Source organism: Enterobacter cloacae complex sp. SHL018, from assembly GCF_049237905.1.
GTDB lineage: Bacteria > Pseudomonadota > Gammaproteobacteria > Enterobacterales > Enterobacteriaceae > Enterobacter > Enterobacter hormaechei_C.
This window is the reverse complement of record NZ_JBMKJE010000003.1, coordinates 461533-480054: the sequence shown is the minus strand read 5'-3', so window position 1 is coordinate 480054 and position 18522 is coordinate 461533. Positions and strand designations below refer to the sequence as shown.

The window sequence follows — 18522 nt, the reverse complement described above, 5'->3', positions numbered from 1 at the left end:
AATGTTATTGAGATCACTTGACCTGTTTGCCAGAGCTGATGGCGCCTGAATTCTTATTTTTATTCACAGCCTGTGAATATATCACACATCCCGCGGCAGCCCTTTTTCAATCACCCTGACCAGGCGCTGTTTCTTCGGTAACTGCACTTCAACCACACCCGCATTTCGCTTCTCAATTTGCTGCGCAATCGCCCATTCTATGTGCTCATCAAGAAGTGGGTGCTCACCTCTACGGCTTTCGAGCGCCTGAAGATTTGCTTCATCCCACGGGGCATTCCCCAGCGCAACGGCCACATTACGCAGCCAGCGCAGGTGGCCGATACGACGTATGGCGGAACCCTCCGTCACCTTCAGGAACCAGGCTTCGCTCCAGGCGAACAGTTCGATCAACTGCGGGGCATGTAACGCCTTGCGCGGACTGAAGTCTTCTTCGTCCGTCAACTGTGAATAACGGTTCCACGGACAAATCAGCTGACAGTCATCACAGCCGTAGATGCGGTTGCCGATAAGCGGACGAAATTCCTCTGGAATGGCGCCTTCCAGCTCGATAGTGAGATAAGAGATACAGCGGCGCGCATCAACGGTATACGGTTCGACAATAGCGCCCGTTGGGCAGATGGTCATACAGGCCACACAGCGACCACAGCCTTCTTCCACCGGACCGTCTACCGGCAGGGGTAAATCAATCAGCAGTTCACCCAGGAAAAAGAATGAGCCCGCGTCGCGGCTTAAGATAAGTGAGTGCTTACCTGTCCAGCCGAGCCCGGCTTTTTCGGCGATCGGGCGCTCAAGAATAGGCGCAGAATCGACAAAGGGTCTAAAATTCAGCGAAACACAGTGCTGCCGAATGGTTTCCCCGAGCTTTTTTAGACGGTTGCGCAGAAGTTTATGGTAGTCACGTCCCAGAGCGTATCGGCTGACGTAACCCAGCGAAGGATTTTTTAGCGTGCGCGCAAAGGCCGCGTTAGCAGGCAGATAGTTCATGCGTACGCTAATAACGCGCAGCGTACCCGGCAACAGCTCGTGGGGGCGGGCACGCATCATACCGTGACGCGCCATCCACTCCATCTCGCCGTGGTATTGTTTATCCAGCCATGCCTGGAGCTTAGGCTCGCTGGCAGAGAGGTCGGTGTCAGTAATACCGACCTTCTGGAAGCCCAGTTCAGCACCCCACTGTTTTATTTTTTGCGCTAATTCATTGAGATCGAGGGGCTGTGACATGACGGACCATACTGTGAAGAAAAACCCCGCAAGTATACCACATTCCATCTGGCATGCGGATGACCTCCGTCGGGCCGAGAAAGAGGCCGCAGATAGCCTCGGCATTACCCTTTACGAACTGATGCAGCGCGCGGGCGAGGCGGCGTTTAACGTGGCGCGTACGGCTTATCCGGAGGCTTCGCACTATCTAGTCCTGTGCGGACACGGCAATAACGGTGGCGATGGTTATGTGGTGGCTCGTCTTGCGGTGGCGGCGGGACTGCGCGTCACCCTGCTGGCGCTGGAGAGCGACAAGCCGTTACCGGAAGAAGCGGGCATGGCGAGAGAGGCCTGGCTGAATGCGGGGGGCATTATTCATGCGCCTGATATCGTCTGGCCCGAGGATGTCGACGTGATTGTTGACGGTCTGCTGGGGACGGGACTGATGCGCGCGCCTCGCGATGACGTCGCCGCGCTGATTACGCGCGCTAATGCGCACCCCGCCCCGGTGGTAGCGCTGGATATTCCCTCCGGCCTGATGGCGCAAACCGGCGTGACGCCGGGCGTGTCGATTGAGGCGGCGCGCACCGTGACCTTTATCGCCCTGAAGCCGGGTTTACTGACCGGTAAAGCGCGGGATGTCGTGGGCACGTTACACCACAACGCCCTGGGGCTGGAAAACTGGCTGGCCGGACAGGATACCCACATCACCCGCTTTGATGCCTCCCTGCTTGCACAGTGGCTGCCGCCGCGCCGTCCCACGTCCCATAAGGGCGACCATGGCCGACTGCTGATTATCGGCGGCGATCGCGGCACGGCAGGTGCGATTCGTATGACCGGAGAGGCCGCGTTGCGCAGCGGCGCCGGATTAATACGCGTGCTGACCCGCAGCGAAAACATCCCGCCCATTATTACCGCGCGGCCGGAGCTGATGGTCCACGAGCTTACCCCGCAGGCGATTGAAGAGGGTCTTGAGTGGGCGGACGTGGTGGTCATTGGTCCGGGCCTGGGTCAGCAGGAGTGGGGTAAACAGGCCCTGCAAAAGGCCGAGAATTTTCGTAAACCGATGCTCTGGGATGCCGACGCGCTTAACCTTCTGGCAATAAACCCGGATAAGCGTCACAATCGCATTCTGACGCCGCACCCCGGCGAAGCCGCACGGCTGCTTAACTGTAGCGTGGCAGAAATTGAAAGCGATCGCTTACTTTCAGCCCAACGTCTGGTAAAACGTTACGGAGGTGTTGCCGTTTTGAAAGGGGCGGGGACCGTTATCGCCAGCGATGGTGCGATGGGCATCGTTGATGCCGGTAATGCAGGCATGGCGAGCGGCGGCATGGGCGATGTGCTCTCTGGCATCATTGGCGCATTGCTTGGACAGAAACTTCCCCTTTATGATGCAGCCTGTGCCGGCTGCGTGGCCCACGGTGCGGCGGCTGACAGGCTGGCTGCTCGTTACGGAACGCGCGGAATGCTGGCCACCGATCTTTTTTGCACGCTGCGGCGTGTTGTTAACCCGGATGTGATTGACGTAGAAAATGACTAATCGAGCGATTCCTTTACCTGATGAACAAGCCACTTTAGATCTCGGCAAGCGCGTGGCGCAGGCCTGTCAGGGGGCGACCGTCATTTATCTGTATGGTGATTTAGGCGCGGGTAAAACAACCTTCAGCCGTGGCTTTTTGCAGGCGTTAGGCCATAACGGGAACGTAAAAAGCCCGACCTATACGCTGGTAGAACCGTACACGCTTGAAAATATCATGGTGTACCACTTTGATTTATATCGTCTTGCGGATCCTGAGGAGCTGGAATTTATGGGGATCCGCGATTACTTTGCCAACGACGCCATCTGCCTGGTGGAGTGGCCGCAACAAGGTGCGGGTGTGCTGCCTGACCCGGATGTCGAAATTCACTTAGATTACCAGGCACAAGGGCGTGAGGCGCGCATCAGTGCGGTTTCCTCATCAGGCTGTTCCTTACTGGCGCGTTTAGCCGGTTGAGCGTAGGGATAACGGGATGATTAATCGCGTTAAAGGTTGGGTGCTGGCTGCCACGGTCCTGCTGTGCGCGCAGGCCGGGGCGGCCAGCCTCTCGGATATTCAGGTGTCGAATGGCGATAGCCAGGCCCGTATTACGTTCAGCTTTATGGGCGATCCTGAATATGCTTTCTCACAAATCGACAGCCGCAGCGTGGCGCTCGATATTAAACAGACCGGAGTGATCCAGGGGCTGCCGCTCCAGTTCAGCGGCAACAATCTGGTGAAAAGCATCCGTTCGGGGACGCCGAAGGATGCGCAGTCTCTGCGTCTGGTGGTCGATCTCACCGAAAAGGGCAAGACGAAGGCGGTTAAGCAGCAAAACGGCGCCAATTATACGGTGGTCTTTACCATTAATGCTGATGTTCCGCCCCCGCCACCGCCTGCACCTGTTGTAGCAAAACGCGTGGAGGCGCCGGTTTATACCCCAAGGCCGTCTGAGCCAGCCCGTAATCCGTTTAAATCACAAAATGACCGACTTACCGCCGTGACCAGCAGCAACACGGTGACGCGTCCGGCGGTCAGCGCGCGGCGTACGCCGGTCAGTGGCGACAAAGTGATTATCGCCATCGACGCCGGACACGGCGGGCAAGATCCTGGCGCGATTGGCCCGGGCGGCACGCGGGAGAAAAACGTCACTATCGCCATTGCCCGTAAGCTGCGTGCGCTTCTGAATGACGATCCGATGTTTAAAGGGGTCATGACCCGCGACGGAGATTACTTTATTTCAGTGATGGGACGCTCGGATGTGGCGCGTAAGCAAAACGCCAACTTCCTGGTGTCGATTCACGCGGATGCTGCGCCGAACCGTAACGCCACCGGCGCGTCGGTATGGGTGCTGTCGAACCGTCGCGCCAACAGTGAAATGGCGAACTGGCTTGAAGAGCACGAGAAGCAGTCTGAACTGTTAGGCGGGGCAGGCGATGTGCTGGCAAACAGCCAGGCCGATCCGTATCTCAGCCAGGCGGTGCTGGATTTACAGTTCGGTCATTCTCAGCGCGTCGGGTATGATGTCGCCACTAACGTACTGAGTCAGCTGCAAAGCATTGGATCGCTGCATAAGCGTCGCCCTGAGCATGCAAGCCTCGGTGTCCTGCGTTCGCCGGATATTCCGTCGATTCTGGTAGAGACGGGCTTTATCAGTAACAACGGCGAAGAGCGCCTGTTGGGCAGCGACAGCTATCAGCAGCAAATTGCCGAAGCGATTTATAACGGTCTGCGTAAATACTTTGACGCGCATCCGCTTCAGTCTGCGCCGCAGGGCGGGGCCGCCCAGACGGCAAGCGCCGCGCTGCCGGGTGAGATGACCGCGACTAATTAAGGAGAGTTCATGCCGATTCAGGTTCTACCGCCGCAGCTCGCGAACCAAATCGCCGCCGGTGAGGTGGTGGAACGCCCTGCGTCGGTGGTGAAGGAACTGGTGGAAAACAGCCTCGATGCAGGGGCGACCCGCATTGATATTGATATCGAACGCGGGGGCGCAAAGCTTATCCGCATTCGTGATAACGGCTGTGGCATCAAAAAGGACGAGCTGGCGCTGGCGCTAGCGCGTCATGCCACCAGTAAAATTGCCTCACTTGACGATCTGGAAGCGATTATCAGCCTGGGTTTTCGCGGCGAAGCGCTGGCCAGTATCAGCTCCGTTTCCCGCTTAACGTTGACCTCCCGCACGGCCGACCAGCAGGAAGCCTGGCAGGCCTACGCCGAAGGGCGTGATATGGACGTCACGGTTAAACCTGCGGCGCACCCGGTAGGCACCACGCTTGAAGTGCTGGATCTCTTCTATAACACGCCCGCCCGGCGCAAGTTTATGCGAACCGAGAAGACCGAATTCGGACATATCGACGAGATCATCCGCCGCATCGCGCTGGCGCGCTTTGATGTCACCCTCAACCTCAGCCATAACGGTAAGGTGATGCGCCAGTACCGCGCAGTGGCGGAGGGTGGACAAAAGGAGCGTCGGTTGGGCGCCATCTGCGGCACACCGTTTCTGGAAAAAGCGCTGGCCATTGAGTGGCAGCATGGCGATCTGGCCCTGCGCGGCTGGGTTGCCGATCCGAACGCCAGCAGCGCCGCGTTCGCAGAAATCCAGTATTGCTACGTCAACGGCCGCATGATGCGCGACCGCCTGATTAACCACGCTATTCGACAGGCCTGCGAAGATAAGCTCGGCGCCGATCAACAACCCGCCTTTGTGCTTTATCTGGAGATCGACCCGCACCAGGTCGACGTTAACGTGCACCCCGCCAAGCACGAGGTGCGTTTCCACCAGTCGCGCCTGGTGCATGATTTCATCTACCAGGGCGTTGCCGCTGTATTGCAGCAGCAGGCAGAGCCAGAGTTGCCGCTGGCAAAAGAAGAACCCGCGCCGCGCCCACTGCCGGAAAACCGCGTGGCGGCCGGGCGTAACCATTTTGCCGAACCGGCGGTAGCGCGCGAGACGGCTGCTCCACGTTTATCCCCGGCGGGCAACGCGCCGCGACCAACCGGCGCCAACTATCCCAACGCTCAGCCGGGCTATCACAAACAGCAGGGGGCGCTGTACCGCAAACTGCTGGATACGCCGGCGGTGGAGCATAAAGAGCACATCACGGTTTCAACCCCTTCTCTGGATGGGCATAGCCAGAGTTTTGGTCGGGTATTGACCATTATTGCCCCCGACATGGCATTGCTTGAACGCGAAGGTAAACTCCTGTTGCTGGCGCTTTCCGTGGCGGAGCGCTGGCTCAAACAGGCGCAGTTAACTCCGGGGGTGAATGCCGCCTGCGCGCAGCCGCTGTTGATCCCCGTTCGCCTGAAAATATCCCCTGAAGAAACAGGGGTTTTGCGGCGCGTGCAGACGCAACTGGCCGAAATGGGGATTGAAATCGTACTGGACGCGCAGCATGTGACAATTCGCGCAGTGCCTTTACCCTTACGCCAACAAAATTTACAAAACTTGATTCCTGAACTGATAGGCTACCTGGCGCAGCAAACGACGTTTGATGCCGCCGATACCGCGCAGTGGATCGCCCGCCATCTGGCCAGCGAGCATGCACCGTGGAGTATGGCGCAGGCGATTACCGTTCTGGCGGAGGTGGAGCGCCTCTGTCCACAGCTGGTGAAAGCGCCTCCAGGTGGTTTGTTACAACCTGTTGATTTACAAACGGCGATGACCGCCCTGAAACATGACTGAAGTAAGTAAGGCGAGCCTGCCAAAGGCGATTTTTTTAATGGGGCCAACGGCCTCCGGCAAAACGGCGTTAGCCATTGAGTTACGTAAAGTTTTGCCAGTAGAGTTGATTAGCGTTGATTCAGCCCTCATTTACCGAGGGATGGACATCGGCACGGCGAAGCCCAACGCAGACGAACTGCGTGCGGCACCGCACCGTTTACTGGATATTCTCGACCCGGCACAGGCTTACTCCGCGGCAGATTTTCGCCGCGACGCCTTAGCCGAGATGGCCGAGATTACCGCCGCGGGACGCATACCGCTGTTAGTTGGCGGCACGATGCTCTACTTTAAGGCGCTGCTGGAGGGGTTATCGCCTCTGCCATCGGCCGATCCGGAAGTGAGAGCGAAGATTGAGCGGCAGGCGGCAGAGCAGGGGTGGGACGCTTTGCACAGGCAACTGGAAGAGATTGACCCGGTTGCCGCAGCGCGGATCCACCCAAACGATCCGCAAAGGCTTTCCCGGGCACTGGAAGTTTTTTTCATTTCGGGTAAAACTTTAACGGAACTGACGCAAACGTCAGGAGACGCTCTGCCGTATCAGGTGCATCAGTTCGCCATCGCCCCGGCGAGCCGTGAACTGCTCCATCAACGAATTGAGCAGCGTTTTCATCAGATGTTGGCTTCAGATTTTGAAGCAGAAGTGCGGGCGCTTTTTGCCCGTGGAGATTTGCATACGGACATGCCTTCCATTCGTTGTGTGGGATACCGCCAGATGTGGTCGTATCTTGAAGGTGAGATTTCATACGATGAAATGGTTTATCGAGGTGTTTGCGCCACGAGACAGTTAGCGAAGCGCCAGATCACCTGGTTACGCGGTTGGGAGGGTGTTCACTGGTTAGACAGTGAAAAACCACAACAGGCGTTAAACGAAGTGATTGAGGTTATTGGTGATATCGCTGACTGAATGTGTACAATTAAACCGTATCGTGCGCAATTTTTCAGAATCGCAAGGTTCTAAGTACAAAACAAGCATATAAGGAAAAGATAGAATGGCTAAGGGGCAATCTTTACAAGATCCGTTCCTGAACGCATTGCGTCGGGAGCGTGTTCCAGTTTCTATTTATTTGGTGAATGGTATTAAGCTGCAAGGTCAGATTGAGTCTTTCGATCAGTTCGTGATCCTGTTGAAAAACACGGTCAGCCAGATGGTCTATAAGCACGCGATTTCTACTGTTGTTCCGTCCCGTCCGGTATCTCATCACAGCAATAACGCTGGCGGCGGCACTGGCAGTAACTACCATCACGGCAGCAACGCGCAGGGTTCTTCAACACCAGCGCAGGACAGCGAAGAAACCGAATAAGGTTTTGGGCTGTTATCCACACGGGGAGCCAGGGATCCTGCGTTCCCCGCTGATCTTTTTAGAGAGGTTTACGCTTGTTTGACCGTTATGACGCCGGTGAGCAGGCGGTGCTGGTACACATCTATTTTTCGCAAGACAAAGATATGGAAGACCTCCAGGAGTTTGAATCTCTGGTCTCTTCCGCCGGTGTCGAAGCAATGCAGGTGATTACCGGTAGCCGTAAAGCGCCGCACCCGAAGTACTTTGTTGGTGAAGGTAAAGCAGTTGAAATTGCGGATGCCGTAAAAGCAACCGGCGCATCCGTTGTGCTGTTTGATCATGCGCTGTCTCCGGCTCAGGAACGTAACCTGGAAGCTCTCTGCGAATGCCGTGTAATCGATCGCACGGGGTTGATCTTAGATATTTTTGCTCAGCGTGCGCGTACCCACGAGGGTAAGTTGCAGGTTGAGCTGGCGCAGTTGCGCCATCTGGCGACGCGTCTGGTGCGTGGCTGGACACACCTTGAAAGACAAAAAGGCGGGATTGGTTTGCGCGGCCCGGGTGAAACCCAGCTCGAAACCGACCGCCGTTTGCTGCGTGGGCGTATAACCCAGATCCTTTCACGTCTGGAACGTGTAGAGAAACAGCGCGAACAGGGGCGTCGGGCGCGAACGAAAGCCGATATCCCAACGGTGTCGCTGGTGGGTTATACCAACGCCGGTAAATCCACCCTGTTTAACCAGATAACCGAGGCCCAGGTGTATGCCGCAGACCAGCTGTTTGCGACCCTGGACCCAACCCTGCGCCGTATTGACGTCGCAGACGTGGGTGAAACGGTGCTGGCGGATACCGTAGGGTTTATCCGCCATCTGCCGCACGATCTGGTCGCGGCGTTTAAAGCGACGTTGCAGGAGACGCGTCAGGCGACCCTGCTGCTGCATGTGATTGATGCGGCTGACGTACGCGTGCAGGAGAACATCGACGCGGTGAACGTGGTGCTCGAAGAGATCGACGCCCACGAAATTCCCACCCTGTTGGTGATGAACAAGATCGATATGCTGGACGATTTCGAACCGCGTATCGACCGAGACGAAGAGAACAAACCGATTCGGGTCTGGCTGTCTGCTCAGGCCGGGATTGGTGTGCCACTGCTTTTCCAGGCTTTGACAGAACGTCTTTCCGGTGAGGTAGCTCAGCACACGCTGCGACTGCCGCCACAGGAAGGCAGGCTGCGCAGCCGGTTTTATCAGCTTCAGGCGATAGAAAAAGAGTGGATGGAGGATGACGGCAGCGTGGGGATGCAGGTGCGTATGCCGATCGTTGACTGGCGTCGCCTCTGTAAACAAGAACCTGCGCTGGCGGACTATATCGTCTGATCAGAAAGGGGAAGCCTGAAAAATTCGCCCTTGCATAACAAATATGGAGCATATACATGGCGTGGAATCAGCCCGGTAATAACGGACAAGACCGCGACCCGTGGGGAAGCAGCAATAATCAAGGCGGCAACTCTGGGGGAAATGGCAACAAAGGTGGTCGCGAGCAGGGGCCGCCGGATCTGGATGATATCTTCCGCAAACTGAGCAAAAAGCTTGGTGGCCTTGGCGGAGGAAAAGGTTCTGGCTCGGGTGGCAATTCCACTCAGAGTCCGCGCCCGCCAATGGGTGGCCGCGTGGTGGGCATTGTCGCCGCTGCGGTGGTAATCATCTGGGCAGCCAGCGGGTTCTACACCATTAAAGAAGCAGAACGCGGCGTGGTCACCCGTTTCGGTAAGTTCAGCCATCTGGTTGAACCGGGCCTGAACTGGAAGCCGACCTTCATTGATGACGTGACCGCGGTTAACGTGGAGTCCGTCCGTGAACTGGCCGCCTCTGGCGTGATGTTGACCTCTGACGAGAACGTGGTGCGCGTTGAGATGAACGTACAGTACCGCGTGACCGATCCGGAACGTTATCTGTTTAGCGTGACCAGCGCCGATGACAGCCTGCGTCAGGCGACCGACAGTGCCCTGCGTGGCGTGATCGGCAAATACACCATGGACCGTATCCTGACCGAAGGTCGTACCGTTATTCGTAGCGATACCCAGCGTGAGCTGGAAGAGACCATTCGTCCGTACAACATGGGTATCACCCTGCTGGACGTCAACTTCCAGGCTGCACGTCCGCCGGAAGAGGTGAAAGCCGCGTTTGACGATGCGATTGCCGCGCGTGAAAACGAACAGCAGTACATCCGTGAAGCGGAAGCGTACACCAACGAAGTTCAGCCGCGTGCAAACGGTCAGGCGCAGCGTATTCTGGAAGAAGCGCGTGCGTATAAGACCCAGACCATCCTGGAAGCACAGGGTGAAGTGGCTCGCTTTGCGAAGATCCTGCCGGAATATAAAGCCGCGCCGGAAATTACCCGTGAGCGTCTCTATATCGAGACCATGGAAAAAGTGCTGAGCCATACGCGTAAAGTGCTGGTTAACGACAACAAAGGCGGAAACCTGATGGTCCTGCCGCTGGATCAGATGCTGAAAGGCGGTTCTGCACCGGCAGCAAAAGACAACAGCGGTGCGAACAACCTGCTGCGTCTGCCACCGGCCTCGTCTGGCAGCGCCAGCGCGAACACAACGCCTTCTTCGAACGATGGTGACATTATGGACCAACGCCGTGCTAACGCGCAGCGTAACGACTACCAGCGTCAGGGGGAATAAGGATGCGTAAGTCAGTTATTGCGATCATCATCATCGTACTGGTCGTGCTCTACACCTCCATCTTTGTGGTGAAAGAGGGCGAGCGTGGGATCAAGTTCCAGTTCAGCAGCGTCGTGCGTGACGGCGACAAGCGTCCGGTGATTTATGAGCCGGGTCTGCACTTCAAGATCCCGTTCATTCAGTCAGTGAAAACGCTCGATGCGCGTATCCAGACCATGGATAACCAGGCCGATCGTTTCGTGACTAAAGAGAAGAAAGACCTGATCGTTGATTCCTATATCAAATGGCGCATCAGCGATTTCAGCCGCTACTTCCTGGCAACCGGGGGTGGCGACGTTTCTCAGGCAGAAGTGCTGCTGAAACGTAAGTTCTCTGACCGTCTGCGTTCTGAAATTGGTCGTCTGGATGTGAAAGACATTGTGACCGACTCCCGTGGTCGTCTGACGCTGGAAGTGCGTGATGCGCTGAACTCCGGCTCTGCGGGCACCGAGGATGAAGTTGAAACCCCGGCGGCAGACGATGCGATTGCCAAAGCGGCTGAACGTGTTCAGGCTGAAACCAACGGTAAAGTGCCGGTGATCAACCCGAACAGTATGGCGGCGCTGGGCATCGAAGTGGTTGATGTGCGCATCAAGCAGATCAACCTGCCAGCGGAAGTGTCCGAGGCGATCTACAACCGTATGCGCGCCGAGCGTGAAGCGGTAGCCCGTCGTCACCGTTCACAGGGTCAGGAAGAAGCGGAAAAACTGCGCGCGGCAGCGGACTATGAAGTCACCAAGACGCTGGCGGAATCTGAGCGCCAGGGTCGTATCCTGCGCGGTGAAGGTGATGCCGAAGCGGCGAAACTGTTTGCTGATGCATTCAGCCAGGATCCAGACTTCTACGCCTTCATCCGTAGCCTTCGCGCTTACGAGAATAGCTTCAAGAGCAACCAGGATGTGATGGTGCTCAGCCCGGACAGCGATTTCTTCCGTTATATGAAGACGCCGACCAACGCAACGCGATAAACTCAGGCTCGTTTGAGTATTCAAACCACCGCTCTTCACGGAGCGGTGGTTTTCTTTTATAAGGAACCAAAATGAATTCCACGATCTGGCTCGCACTGGCCCTGGTTTTGGTGCTGGAAGGCCTCGGCCCGATGCTTTATCCGCGCGCATGGCGCCGGATGATCGCGACAATGAGCCAACTCCCGGACAATATTTTGCGTCGTTTTGGCGGTGGTCTTGTGGTTGCCGGTATCGTTATCTACTACATGTTGAGGAAAACGATTGGCTGATCAAAAACTAACCGCAATTGGCATATTTTAGGGTCAAAAAGTGCTGTATATCTGAAAAAGCGATGGTAGAATCCATTTTTAAGCAAACGGTGATTTTGAAAAAAATGGGTAACAACGTCGTCGTACTGGGCACCCAATGGGGTGACGAAGGTAAAGGGAAGATTGTTGATCTTCTGACTGAACGGGCTAAATATGTTGTACGCTACCAGGGCGGTCACAACGCAGGCCATACTCTCGTAATCAACGGTGAAAAAACCGTCCTCCATCTTATTCCATCAGGCATTCTTCGCGAAAACGTCACCAGCATCATCGGTAACGGCGTTGTGCTGTCTCCAGCAGCGCTGATGAAAGAGATGAAAGGTCTGGAAGACCGTGGTATCCCTGTTCGTGAGCGTCTGCTGCTCTCCGAAGCCTGCCCGCTGATCCTGGATTATCATGTGGCGCTGGACGTGGCGCGTGAAAAAGCGCGTGGCGCGAAAGCGATCGGCACCACCGGTCGTGGTATCGGCCCGGCTTACGAAGATAAAGTGGCTCGTCGCGGTCTGCGCGTGGGTGACCTCTTCGACAAAGCGACCTTCGCTGAAAAACTGAAAGAAGTGATGGAATATCACAACTTCCAGCTGGTGAACTTCTACAAAGCCGAAGCCGTTGACTACCAGAAAGTGCTGGATGACGTCATGGCGATTGCTGATATTCTGACCGGTATGGTTGTTGATGTGTCCGATCTGCTGGACCAGGCGCGCAAGCGTGGCGATTTCGTCATGTTTGAAGGTGCGCAGGGTACGCTGCTGGACATCGACCACGGTACCTATCCGTACGTAACGTCCTCTAACACCACCGCGGGTGGCGTGGCAACCGGCTCCGGTCTGGGCCCGCGTTATGTCGATTACGTTCTGGGCATCATCAAAGCGTACTCCACTCGCGTGGGTGCAGGTCCATTCCCGACCGAACTGTTTGATGAGACCGGCGAGTTCCTCTGCAAGCAGGGTAACGAGTTTGGCGCGACCACCGGTCGTCGTCGTCGTACCGGCTGGCTGGACGCCGTTGCCGTACGTCGCGCAGTGCAGATCAACTCCCTGTCTGGCTTCTGCCTGACCAAGCTGGACGTACTGGACGGCCTGAAAGAAGTAAAAATCTGCGTAGGCTACCGTATGCCTGATGGCCGCGAAGTGACCACCACTCCGCTGGCTGCTGACGACTGGGAAGGCATTGAGCCAATTTACGAAACCATGCCGGGCTGGTCTGAGACTACCTTTGGTGTGAAAGAGCGTAGTGGCCTGCCAAAAGCCGCGCTGGACTACATCAAGCGCATTGAAGAACTGACCGAAGTGCCGATCGATATTATTTCTACCGGCCCGGATCGTACTGAAACGATGATCCTGCGCGACCCGTTCGACGCATAATCTTCGTGACTGCTGGCCTGCGGGGAAACCCGTAGGCCGGATAAGCGCAGCGCCATCCGGCGACCGCTCCTGGATCTCCGCTTTTTCGCCCCGTCTGTCAAATAAATTAGCCGCTAACTATCTGGCTGGTTTATCATCATTAATGAATATCTCTGCGGTTTGACCGCGTTTTCCCTTTTTCCTGAGGTTGATGTGCAGTTAACAAGTTTCACCGATTACGGCTTACGCGCGCTGATTTACATGGCGTCGTTACCCGATGGGAAGATGACCAGCATCTCTGAAGTCACAGAGGTGTACGGTGTGTCCCGTAATCATATGGTCAAAATAATCAATCAACTTAGTCGTGCCGGATACGTTGCTGCCGTCCGCGGGAAGAATGGAGGGATCCGTCTCGGTAAACCGGCGCAGAGTATCCGTATTGGCGATGTGGTACGTGAACTGGAGCCGCTCTCTCTGGTGAACTGTAGCAGCGCGTTCTGCCACATTACGCCCGCTTGCCGCCTGAAACAGGCGCTTTCAAAGGCCGTGCAAAGTTTTCTCAAGGAACTGGATAACTACACGCTGGCCGATTTGGTTGAAGAGAATCAACCGCTTTATAAATTATTGCTGGTGGAATGAAGAAAATTTCCACCGGAGCTGACAACGGAGGAACCGACATGTCACAAGATCCTTTCCAGGAACGCGAAGCCGAAAAATACGCGAATCCTATCCCCAGCCGCGAGTTCATCATTGAACACTTAACAAAACGCGAAAAACCCGCCAATCGTGAAGAACTTGCCGTTGAACTGAACATAGAAGGTGAAGAGCAAATTGAAGCCCTTCGCCGCCGCCTGCGCGCCATGGAACGTGACGGGCAACTTGTCTTTACTCGTCGCCAGTGCTACGCGCTGCCAGAGCGCCTCGACCTGCTGAAAGGCACCGTTATTGGTCATCGTGATGGTTTTGGTTTCCTGCGCGTGGAAGGCCGTAAAGACGACCTGTACCTCTCATCCGAACAGATGAAGATGTGTATTCACGGCGACCAGATCCTGGCGCAGCCGCTGGGTGCAGACCGTAAAGGCCGCCGCGAAGCGCGCGTGGTCCGCGTGCTGGTGCCGAAAACCAGCCAGATCGTTGGCCGTTACTTTACCGATGCGGGCGTAGGCTTTGTGGTGCCGGATGACAGCCGTCTGAGCTTCGACATTCTCATCCCGCCTGAAGAGGTGATGGGCGCACGCATGGGCTTTGTGGTGGTGGTGGAACTCACCCAGCGCCCAACTCGTCGCACCAAAGCGGTGGGTAAAATCGTCGAAGTGCTGGGCGATAACATGGGCACCGGCATGGCCGTCGATATGGCGCTGCGTACCCATGAAATTCCGTATGTCTGGCCGAAAGCGGTTGAAGATCAGATTGAAAACCTGCGTGAAGAAGTGCCGGAAGAGTCCAAAGCAGGCCGCGTGGATCTGCGCGATCTGCCGCTGGTCACCATTGATGGTGAAGACGCCCGTGACTTCGATGATGCCGTATATTGCGAGAAAAAACGCGGTGGCGGCTGGCGTCTGTGGGTGGCTATTGCAGACGTGAGCTATTACGTGCGTCCGCACACGCCGCTGGATAACGAAGCGCGCAGCCGCGGTACGTCGGTCTACTTCCCGTCGCAGGTTGTACCGATGCTGCCAGAAGTGCTCTCCAACGGCCTGTGTTCCCTCAACCCGCAGGTGGACCGCCTGTGTATGGTCTGCGAAATGACCATCTCCAGCAAGGGACGTCTGACGGGCTATAAGTTCTACGAAGCGGTGATGAGTTCTCATGCGCGCCTGACCTATACCAAGGTCTGGCATATGTTGCAGGGCGATCAGGATCTTCGCGAACAGTACGCGCCGCTGGTCAAACACATCGAAGAGCTGCACAACCTCTACAAAACGCTGGATCAGGCGCGCGAAGAGCGCGGTGGGATCTCGTTTGAGAGTGAAGAGGCGAAGTTTATCTTTAACGCTGAGCGTCGTATCGAGCGTATCGAACAGACTCAGCGTAACGATGCGCACAAGCTGATTGAAGAGTGTATGATCCTGGCGAACATCTCGGCGGCACGTTTCGTTGAGAAAGCCAAAGAGCCTGCGCTGTTCCGTATTCACGACAAGCCAACCACGGAGGCCGTAACCTCGTTCCGCTCCGTGCTGGCTGAACTCGGTCTGGAGCTGCCTGGCGGTAATAAGCCTGAGCCACGCGATTACGCCGAGCTGCTGGAATCCATCAGCGATCGTCCTGACGCGGAAATGCTGCAAACCATGCTGCTGCGCTCCATGAAGCAGGCGATTTACGATCCTGAAAACCGGGGCCACTTTGGTCTGGCGTTACAGTCGTACGCGCACTTTACCTCGCCGATCCGCCGTTATCCGGATCTGTCCCTGCACCGTGCGATCAAGTATCTGCTGGCGCACGAGCAGGGTCATAAAGGCAACACGACCGAAACCGGAGGGTATCACTACTCCATGGAAGAGATGCTGCAACTGGGCCAGCATTGTTCCATGACCGAGCGTCGTGCGGATGAAGCGACGCGCGACGTGGCGGACTGGCTGAAGTGTGACTTTATGCTGGATCAGGTGGGTAACGTCTTTAAAGGCGTGATTGCCAGCGTCACCGGCTTTGGCTTCTTCGTGCGTCTGGATGAGCTGTTTATCGACGGTCTGGTGCACGTTTCCAGCCTCGATAACGATTACTACCGCTTCGACCAGGTCGGACAACGTCTGATCGGCGAATCCGGCGGCCAGACCTACCGTCTGGGCGATCGGGTGGAAGTGAAGGTTGAAGCCGTGAATATGGACGACCGTAAAATCGACTTCAGCCTCATCTCCAGCGAGCGTGCTCCGCGTAACGTCGGCAAAACCGAGCGTGAGAAAGCGAAAAAAGGCGGTAACGGTAAAGCGGGCGGTAAGCGACGTCAGGCAGGTAAAAGAGTAAACTTTGAGCCAGACAGTGCTTTCCGTGGCGAGAAGAAACAGAAGCCCAAGGCGGCGAAAAAAGACGCTCGTAAAGCGAAAAAACCGTCGACCAAGACCCAAAAAATAGCGGCCGCGACCAAAGCGAAGCGCGCGGCGAAGAAACAGCAGGCGGAGTAATTTCCCCTCACCCTGACCCTCTCCCCAACGGGAGAGGGAAAATATTTATTACGAGAACCATCAATGAGTGAAATGATTTACGGCATCCACGCGGTGCAGGCCCTGCTGGAGCGCGCGCCGGAGCGTTTTCAGGAAGTTTTTATTCTGAAAGGGCGTGAAGATAAACGTCTGATGCCGCTGATCCACGCGCTGGAAGCGCAGGGCGTAGTGATCCAGCTGGCGAACCGCCAGTATCTGGATGAAAAAAGCGAAGGTGCTGTACACCAGGGTATTATCGCGCGCGTGAAGCCAGGCCGTCAGTATCAGGAGAACGATCTGCCGGATCTGATCGCCGGGCTGGAGAACCCGTTCTTCCTGATCCTCGATGGCGTAACCGACCCACATAACCTGGGCGCGTGCCTGCGTAGCGCCGATGCAGCAGGCGTGCATGCGGTGATTGTGCCAAAAGATCGCTCCGCGCAGCTTAACGCTACCGCTAAAAAAGTCGCCTGCGGCGCGGCGGAAAACGTCCCGTTAATCCGCGTGACTAACCTGGCGCGCACCATGCGTCTGTTGCAGGAAGAAAATATCTGGATCGTAGGAACAGCCGGTGAAGCGGATCACACCCTGTACCAGAGCAAAATGCCCGGCCGTATGGCGCTGGTGATGGGAGCGGAAGGCGAAGGTATGCGTCGTCTGACGCGCGAGCACTGCGATGAGCTGATCAGCATCCCAATGGCGGGCAGCGTATCGTCCCTGAACGTTTCCGTTGCGACGGGTATCTGCCTGTTTGAAGCGGTGCGTCAGCGCGGGTAGCCTGTTGTGCCGGGTGGCGGCTTCGCCTTACCCGGCCTACAAAAGCATGGTACCGTAGGCCCGGTAAGCGTAGCGCCACCGGGCAACAATCTCACTCCTCTAACGACCGTAAATGGTCATCCTTTCTCAGCGTCATCAGCGCGAAAATACTCACCACCGCCGTTGCCATCACGTAGTACGCCGGAATATCCAGATTGCCCGTCTCTTTAATCAGCCCGGTAATGATCAGCCCCGCACAGCCCGAGAAGATCGCATTCGACAGAGAATAGGCCAGCCCCAGCCCGGTATAACGCACGCGCGTCGGGAACATCTCAGACAGCATTGCCGGCCCCGGCCCTGCCAGCATCCCAACCAGACCCCCCGCAATCAGCACCACAATCGCTTTGACTGCCAGCGTACTGGATTCCGCCTGCAAAATTTTCAGCAGCGGCAGGGCGAGGATCAGCAGGAGCACGGTGGCGATAATCATCACCGTGCGCCGCCCGATCCTGTCGCTCAGCATGCCCGACGGAATGATCGTGAGCGCAAACCCAATGTTAGAAATCACCGCAATCAGTAACGCCTGGTTAAAACCGGTGTGCAGCGCTGATTGCAGATAGGTCGGCATAATCACCAGATAGGTATAACCCGCCGCAGACCAGACCATCACGCGGCCAATGCCCATCAGGATGGTTTTGAACGTGGCGGCGGTGCTGGCCTGAGTAACAACCGGTTTTTCCCGTTGCTGCACAAAGCTCGGCGTCTCTTCCATGCTCACCCGCAGCCATAGCGCGACCGCACCCATCGGCAACGCCAGGAAGAACGGAATGCGCCAGCCCCAGTCGTGCAAGGCTTCAGGGGAGAGCAGGGCAGAGAGCAACGCGACAATGCCTGCGCCCGCTAACAGCCCGAGCGCCACGGTAAAGGACTGCCATGCCCCGTAAAGACCGCGCTGGCCGCGCGGGGCGAACTCCGTCATCAATGAGACCGCACCGCCATACTCACCGCCCGCGAACAGTCCTTGCAGAATACGCAGGAGCGTAACGATCAGCGGCGCGGCAATCCCGATACTGGCGTAGACCGGCACAATACCGATGGCAGCGGTGGCGAGCGTCATCAATACCAGCACTATAATCAGCGTCGGTTTGCGGCCAATCCTGTCGCCAATGCGGCCAAAGACCACCGCACCCAGCGGACGGAAGAAGAAAGCGATGGCGAACGAGGCCCAGGTGAGGATCAGGCTGGTGAGCTCCGCTTCCCCCTCAAGCTGGAAGAAGTTTCTGGCAATCACCGTTGCCAGAAAACCGTAGACCGCAAATTCATACCACTCGATGAAATTACCGATGGAGCCTGCAATTAATGCACGCTTGTGCGCATCCTGTTGCATAACGATCCTCACAAAAACGGGGTAAGAATAAATTATTCAGCATTAGTGAAGTAATGAAATAGTTTATTCTTATGTTCTGTGAGCTATTTCACGAATGATATCAACACGATCGTCATCGTGTGACCCCCCTCCCATGCAGCGTGCATGCCCTCTGTCCATACTTAC

At 56.4% G+C, this 18522-nt stretch carries 16 protein-coding genes; 14 read left to right on the top strand and 2 right to left on the bottom strand.

Going from position 1 to position 18522, the window contains the following annotated elements; all coding sequences use genetic code 11:
* Positions 1 to 81: 81 nt before the first annotated feature.
* Positions 82 to 1221: a tRNA epoxyqueuosine(34) reductase QueG gene (gene queG / locus ACOTY5_RS15415; protein ID WP_421631965.1), complete on the bottom strand. Its 1140-nt coding sequence runs from the start codon at positions 1219 to 1221 to the stop codon at positions 82 to 84.
* Here queG and nnr point away from each other — a divergent pair.
* From nnr to rlmB, 14 genes are all read left to right on the top strand, one after another.
* On the top strand, positions 1220 to 2743 hold the full coding sequence (gene nnr, locus ACOTY5_RS15410) for a bifunctional ADP-dependent NAD(P)H-hydrate dehydratase/NAD(P)H-hydrate epimerase (RefSeq protein WP_045141831.1): 1524 nt from the start codon (positions 1220 to 1222) through the stop codon (positions 2741 to 2743). The genes queG and nnr overlap by 2 nt on opposite strands.
* On the top strand, positions 2736 to 3197 hold the full coding sequence (gene tsaE, locus ACOTY5_RS15405; RefSeq protein ID WP_003855970.1) for a tRNA (adenosine(37)-N6)-threonylcarbamoyltransferase complex ATPase subunit type 1 TsaE: 462 nt from the start codon (positions 2736 to 2738) through the stop codon (positions 3195 to 3197). Before nnr ends, tsaE begins: the two co-directional genes overlap by 8 nt.
* Positions 3198 to 3213: 16 nt before the next feature.
* Entirely contained in the window at positions 3214 to 4554 is a 1341-nt protein-coding gene (gene amiB, locus ACOTY5_RS15400) for an N-acetylmuramoyl-L-alanine amidase AmiB (protein ID WP_023295800.1), read from the top strand.
* A 9-nt stretch (positions 4555 to 4563) separates the two neighbouring features.
* On the top strand, positions 4564 to 6408 hold the full coding sequence (gene mutL, locus ACOTY5_RS15395; RefSeq protein WP_045141832.1) for a DNA mismatch repair endonuclease MutL: 1845 nt from the start codon (positions 4564 to 4566) through the stop codon (positions 6406 to 6408).
* Positions 6401 to 7351, top strand: coding sequence for a tRNA (adenosine(37)-N6)-dimethylallyltransferase MiaA (gene miaA, locus ACOTY5_RS15390; RefSeq protein WP_023302956.1), 951 nt, complete (start codon positions 6401 to 6403; stop codon positions 7349 to 7351). The genes mutL and miaA overlap by 8 nt, the downstream gene beginning before the upstream one ends.
* An 85-nt stretch (positions 7352 to 7436) precedes the next feature.
* On the top strand, positions 7437 to 7748 hold the full coding sequence (gene hfq / locus ACOTY5_RS15385; protein WP_003855990.1) for an RNA chaperone Hfq: 312 nt from the start codon (positions 7437 to 7439) through the stop codon (positions 7746 to 7748).
* Between the two features lie 74 nt (positions 7749 to 7822).
* Complete coding sequence (hflX, locus tag ACOTY5_RS15380; RefSeq protein ID WP_003855991.1) at positions 7823 to 9103, top strand: ribosome rescue GTPase HflX; 1281 nt, start codon at positions 7823 to 7825, stop codon at positions 9101 to 9103.
* A 56-nt stretch (positions 9104 to 9159) separates the two neighbouring features.
* Positions 9160 to 10419 carry an FtsH protease activity modulator HflK gene (gene hflK, locus ACOTY5_RS15375; RefSeq protein WP_003855992.1) on the top strand — a complete coding sequence of 420 codons (1260 nt, stop codon included), beginning with the start codon at positions 9160 to 9162 and terminating at the stop codon, positions 10417 to 10419.
* Between the two features lie 2 nt (positions 10420 to 10421).
* A complete protein-coding gene (gene hflC, locus ACOTY5_RS15370) occupies positions 10422 to 11426 on the top strand; it encodes a protease modulator HflC (RefSeq protein WP_003855994.1) in 1005 nt (334 codons plus the stop codon).
* Between the two features lie 71 nt (positions 11427 to 11497).
* On the top strand, positions 11498 to 11695 hold the full coding sequence (locus tag ACOTY5_RS15365; RefSeq protein WP_003855996.1) for a DUF2065 domain-containing protein: 198 nt from the start codon (positions 11498 to 11500) through the stop codon (positions 11693 to 11695).
* Between the two features lie 104 nt (positions 11696 to 11799).
* On the top strand, positions 11800 to 13098 hold the full coding sequence (locus ACOTY5_RS15360) for an adenylosuccinate synthase (RefSeq protein ID WP_003855997.1): 1299 nt from the start codon (positions 11800 to 11802) through the stop codon (positions 13096 to 13098).
* A 192-nt stretch (positions 13099 to 13290) separates the two neighbouring features.
* On the top strand, positions 13291 to 13716 hold the full coding sequence (gene nsrR, locus ACOTY5_RS15355) for a nitric oxide-sensing transcriptional repressor NsrR (protein WP_003855998.1): 426 nt from the start codon (positions 13291 to 13293) through the stop codon (positions 13714 to 13716).
* Between the two features lie 38 nt (positions 13717 to 13754).
* A complete protein-coding gene (rnr, locus tag ACOTY5_RS15350) occupies positions 13755 to 16196 on the top strand; it encodes a ribonuclease R (protein ID WP_032104769.1) in 2442 nt (813 codons plus the stop codon).
* Between the two features lie 63 nt (positions 16197 to 16259).
* Positions 16260 to 16991: a 23S rRNA (guanosine(2251)-2'-O)-methyltransferase RlmB gene (gene rlmB, locus ACOTY5_RS15345; RefSeq protein WP_062933971.1), complete on the top strand. Its 732-nt coding sequence runs from the start codon at positions 16260 to 16262 to the stop codon at positions 16989 to 16991.
* A gap of 91 nt (positions 16992 to 17082) precedes the next feature.
* Here rlmB and ACOTY5_RS15340 read toward each other — a convergent pair whose 3' ends face one another.
* On the bottom strand, positions 17083 to 18357 hold the full coding sequence (locus tag ACOTY5_RS15340; RefSeq protein WP_047731195.1) for an MFS transporter: 1275 nt from the start codon (positions 18355 to 18357) through the stop codon (positions 17083 to 17085).
* Between the last annotated feature and the right edge of the window lie 165 nt (positions 18358 to 18522).

What these genes read in the sequence shown, in the direction of transcription:
- nnr (WP_045141831.1), top strand. Translation starts at nt 1,220, where the DNA reads ATGACGGACCATACTGTGAAGAAAAACCCCGCAAGTATACCACATTCC.
- queG (WP_421631965.1), bottom strand. Translation starts at nt 1,221, where the DNA reads ATGTCACAGCCCCTCGATCTCAATGAATTAGCGCAAAAAATAAAACAG.
- tsaE (WP_003855970.1), top strand. Translation starts at nt 2,736, where the DNA reads ATGACTAATCGAGCGATTCCTTTACCTGATGAACAAGCCACTTTAGAT.
- amiB (WP_023295800.1), top strand. Translation starts at nt 3,214, where the DNA reads ATGATTAATCGCGTTAAAGGTTGGGTGCTGGCTGCCACGGTCCTGCTG.
- mutL (WP_045141832.1), top strand. Translation starts at nt 4,564, where the DNA reads ATGCCGATTCAGGTTCTACCGCCGCAGCTCGCGAACCAAATCGCCGCC.
- miaA (WP_023302956.1), top strand. Translation starts at nt 6,401, where the DNA reads ATGACTGAAGTAAGTAAGGCGAGCCTGCCAAAGGCGATTTTTTTAATG.
- hfq (WP_003855990.1), top strand. Translation starts at nt 7,437, where the DNA reads ATGGCTAAGGGGCAATCTTTACAAGATCCGTTCCTGAACGCATTGCGT.
- hflK (WP_003855992.1), top strand. Translation starts at nt 9,160, where the DNA reads ATGGCGTGGAATCAGCCCGGTAATAACGGACAAGACCGCGACCCGTGG.
- hflC (WP_003855994.1), top strand. Translation starts at nt 10,422, where the DNA reads ATGCGTAAGTCAGTTATTGCGATCATCATCATCGTACTGGTCGTGCTC.
- ACOTY5_RS15365 (WP_003855996.1), top strand. Translation starts at nt 11,498, where the DNA reads ATGAATTCCACGATCTGGCTCGCACTGGCCCTGGTTTTGGTGCTGGAA.
- ACOTY5_RS15360 (WP_003855997.1), top strand. Translation starts at nt 11,800, where the DNA reads ATGGGTAACAACGTCGTCGTACTGGGCACCCAATGGGGTGACGAAGGT.
- rnr (WP_032104769.1), top strand. Translation starts at nt 13,755, where the DNA reads ATGTCACAAGATCCTTTCCAGGAACGCGAAGCCGAAAAATACGCGAAT.
- rlmB (WP_062933971.1), top strand. Translation starts at nt 16,260, where the DNA reads ATGAGTGAAATGATTTACGGCATCCACGCGGTGCAGGCCCTGCTGGAG.
- ACOTY5_RS15340 (WP_047731195.1), bottom strand. Translation starts at nt 18,357, where the DNA reads ATGCAACAGGATGCGCACAAGCGTGCATTAATTGCAGGCTCCATCGGT.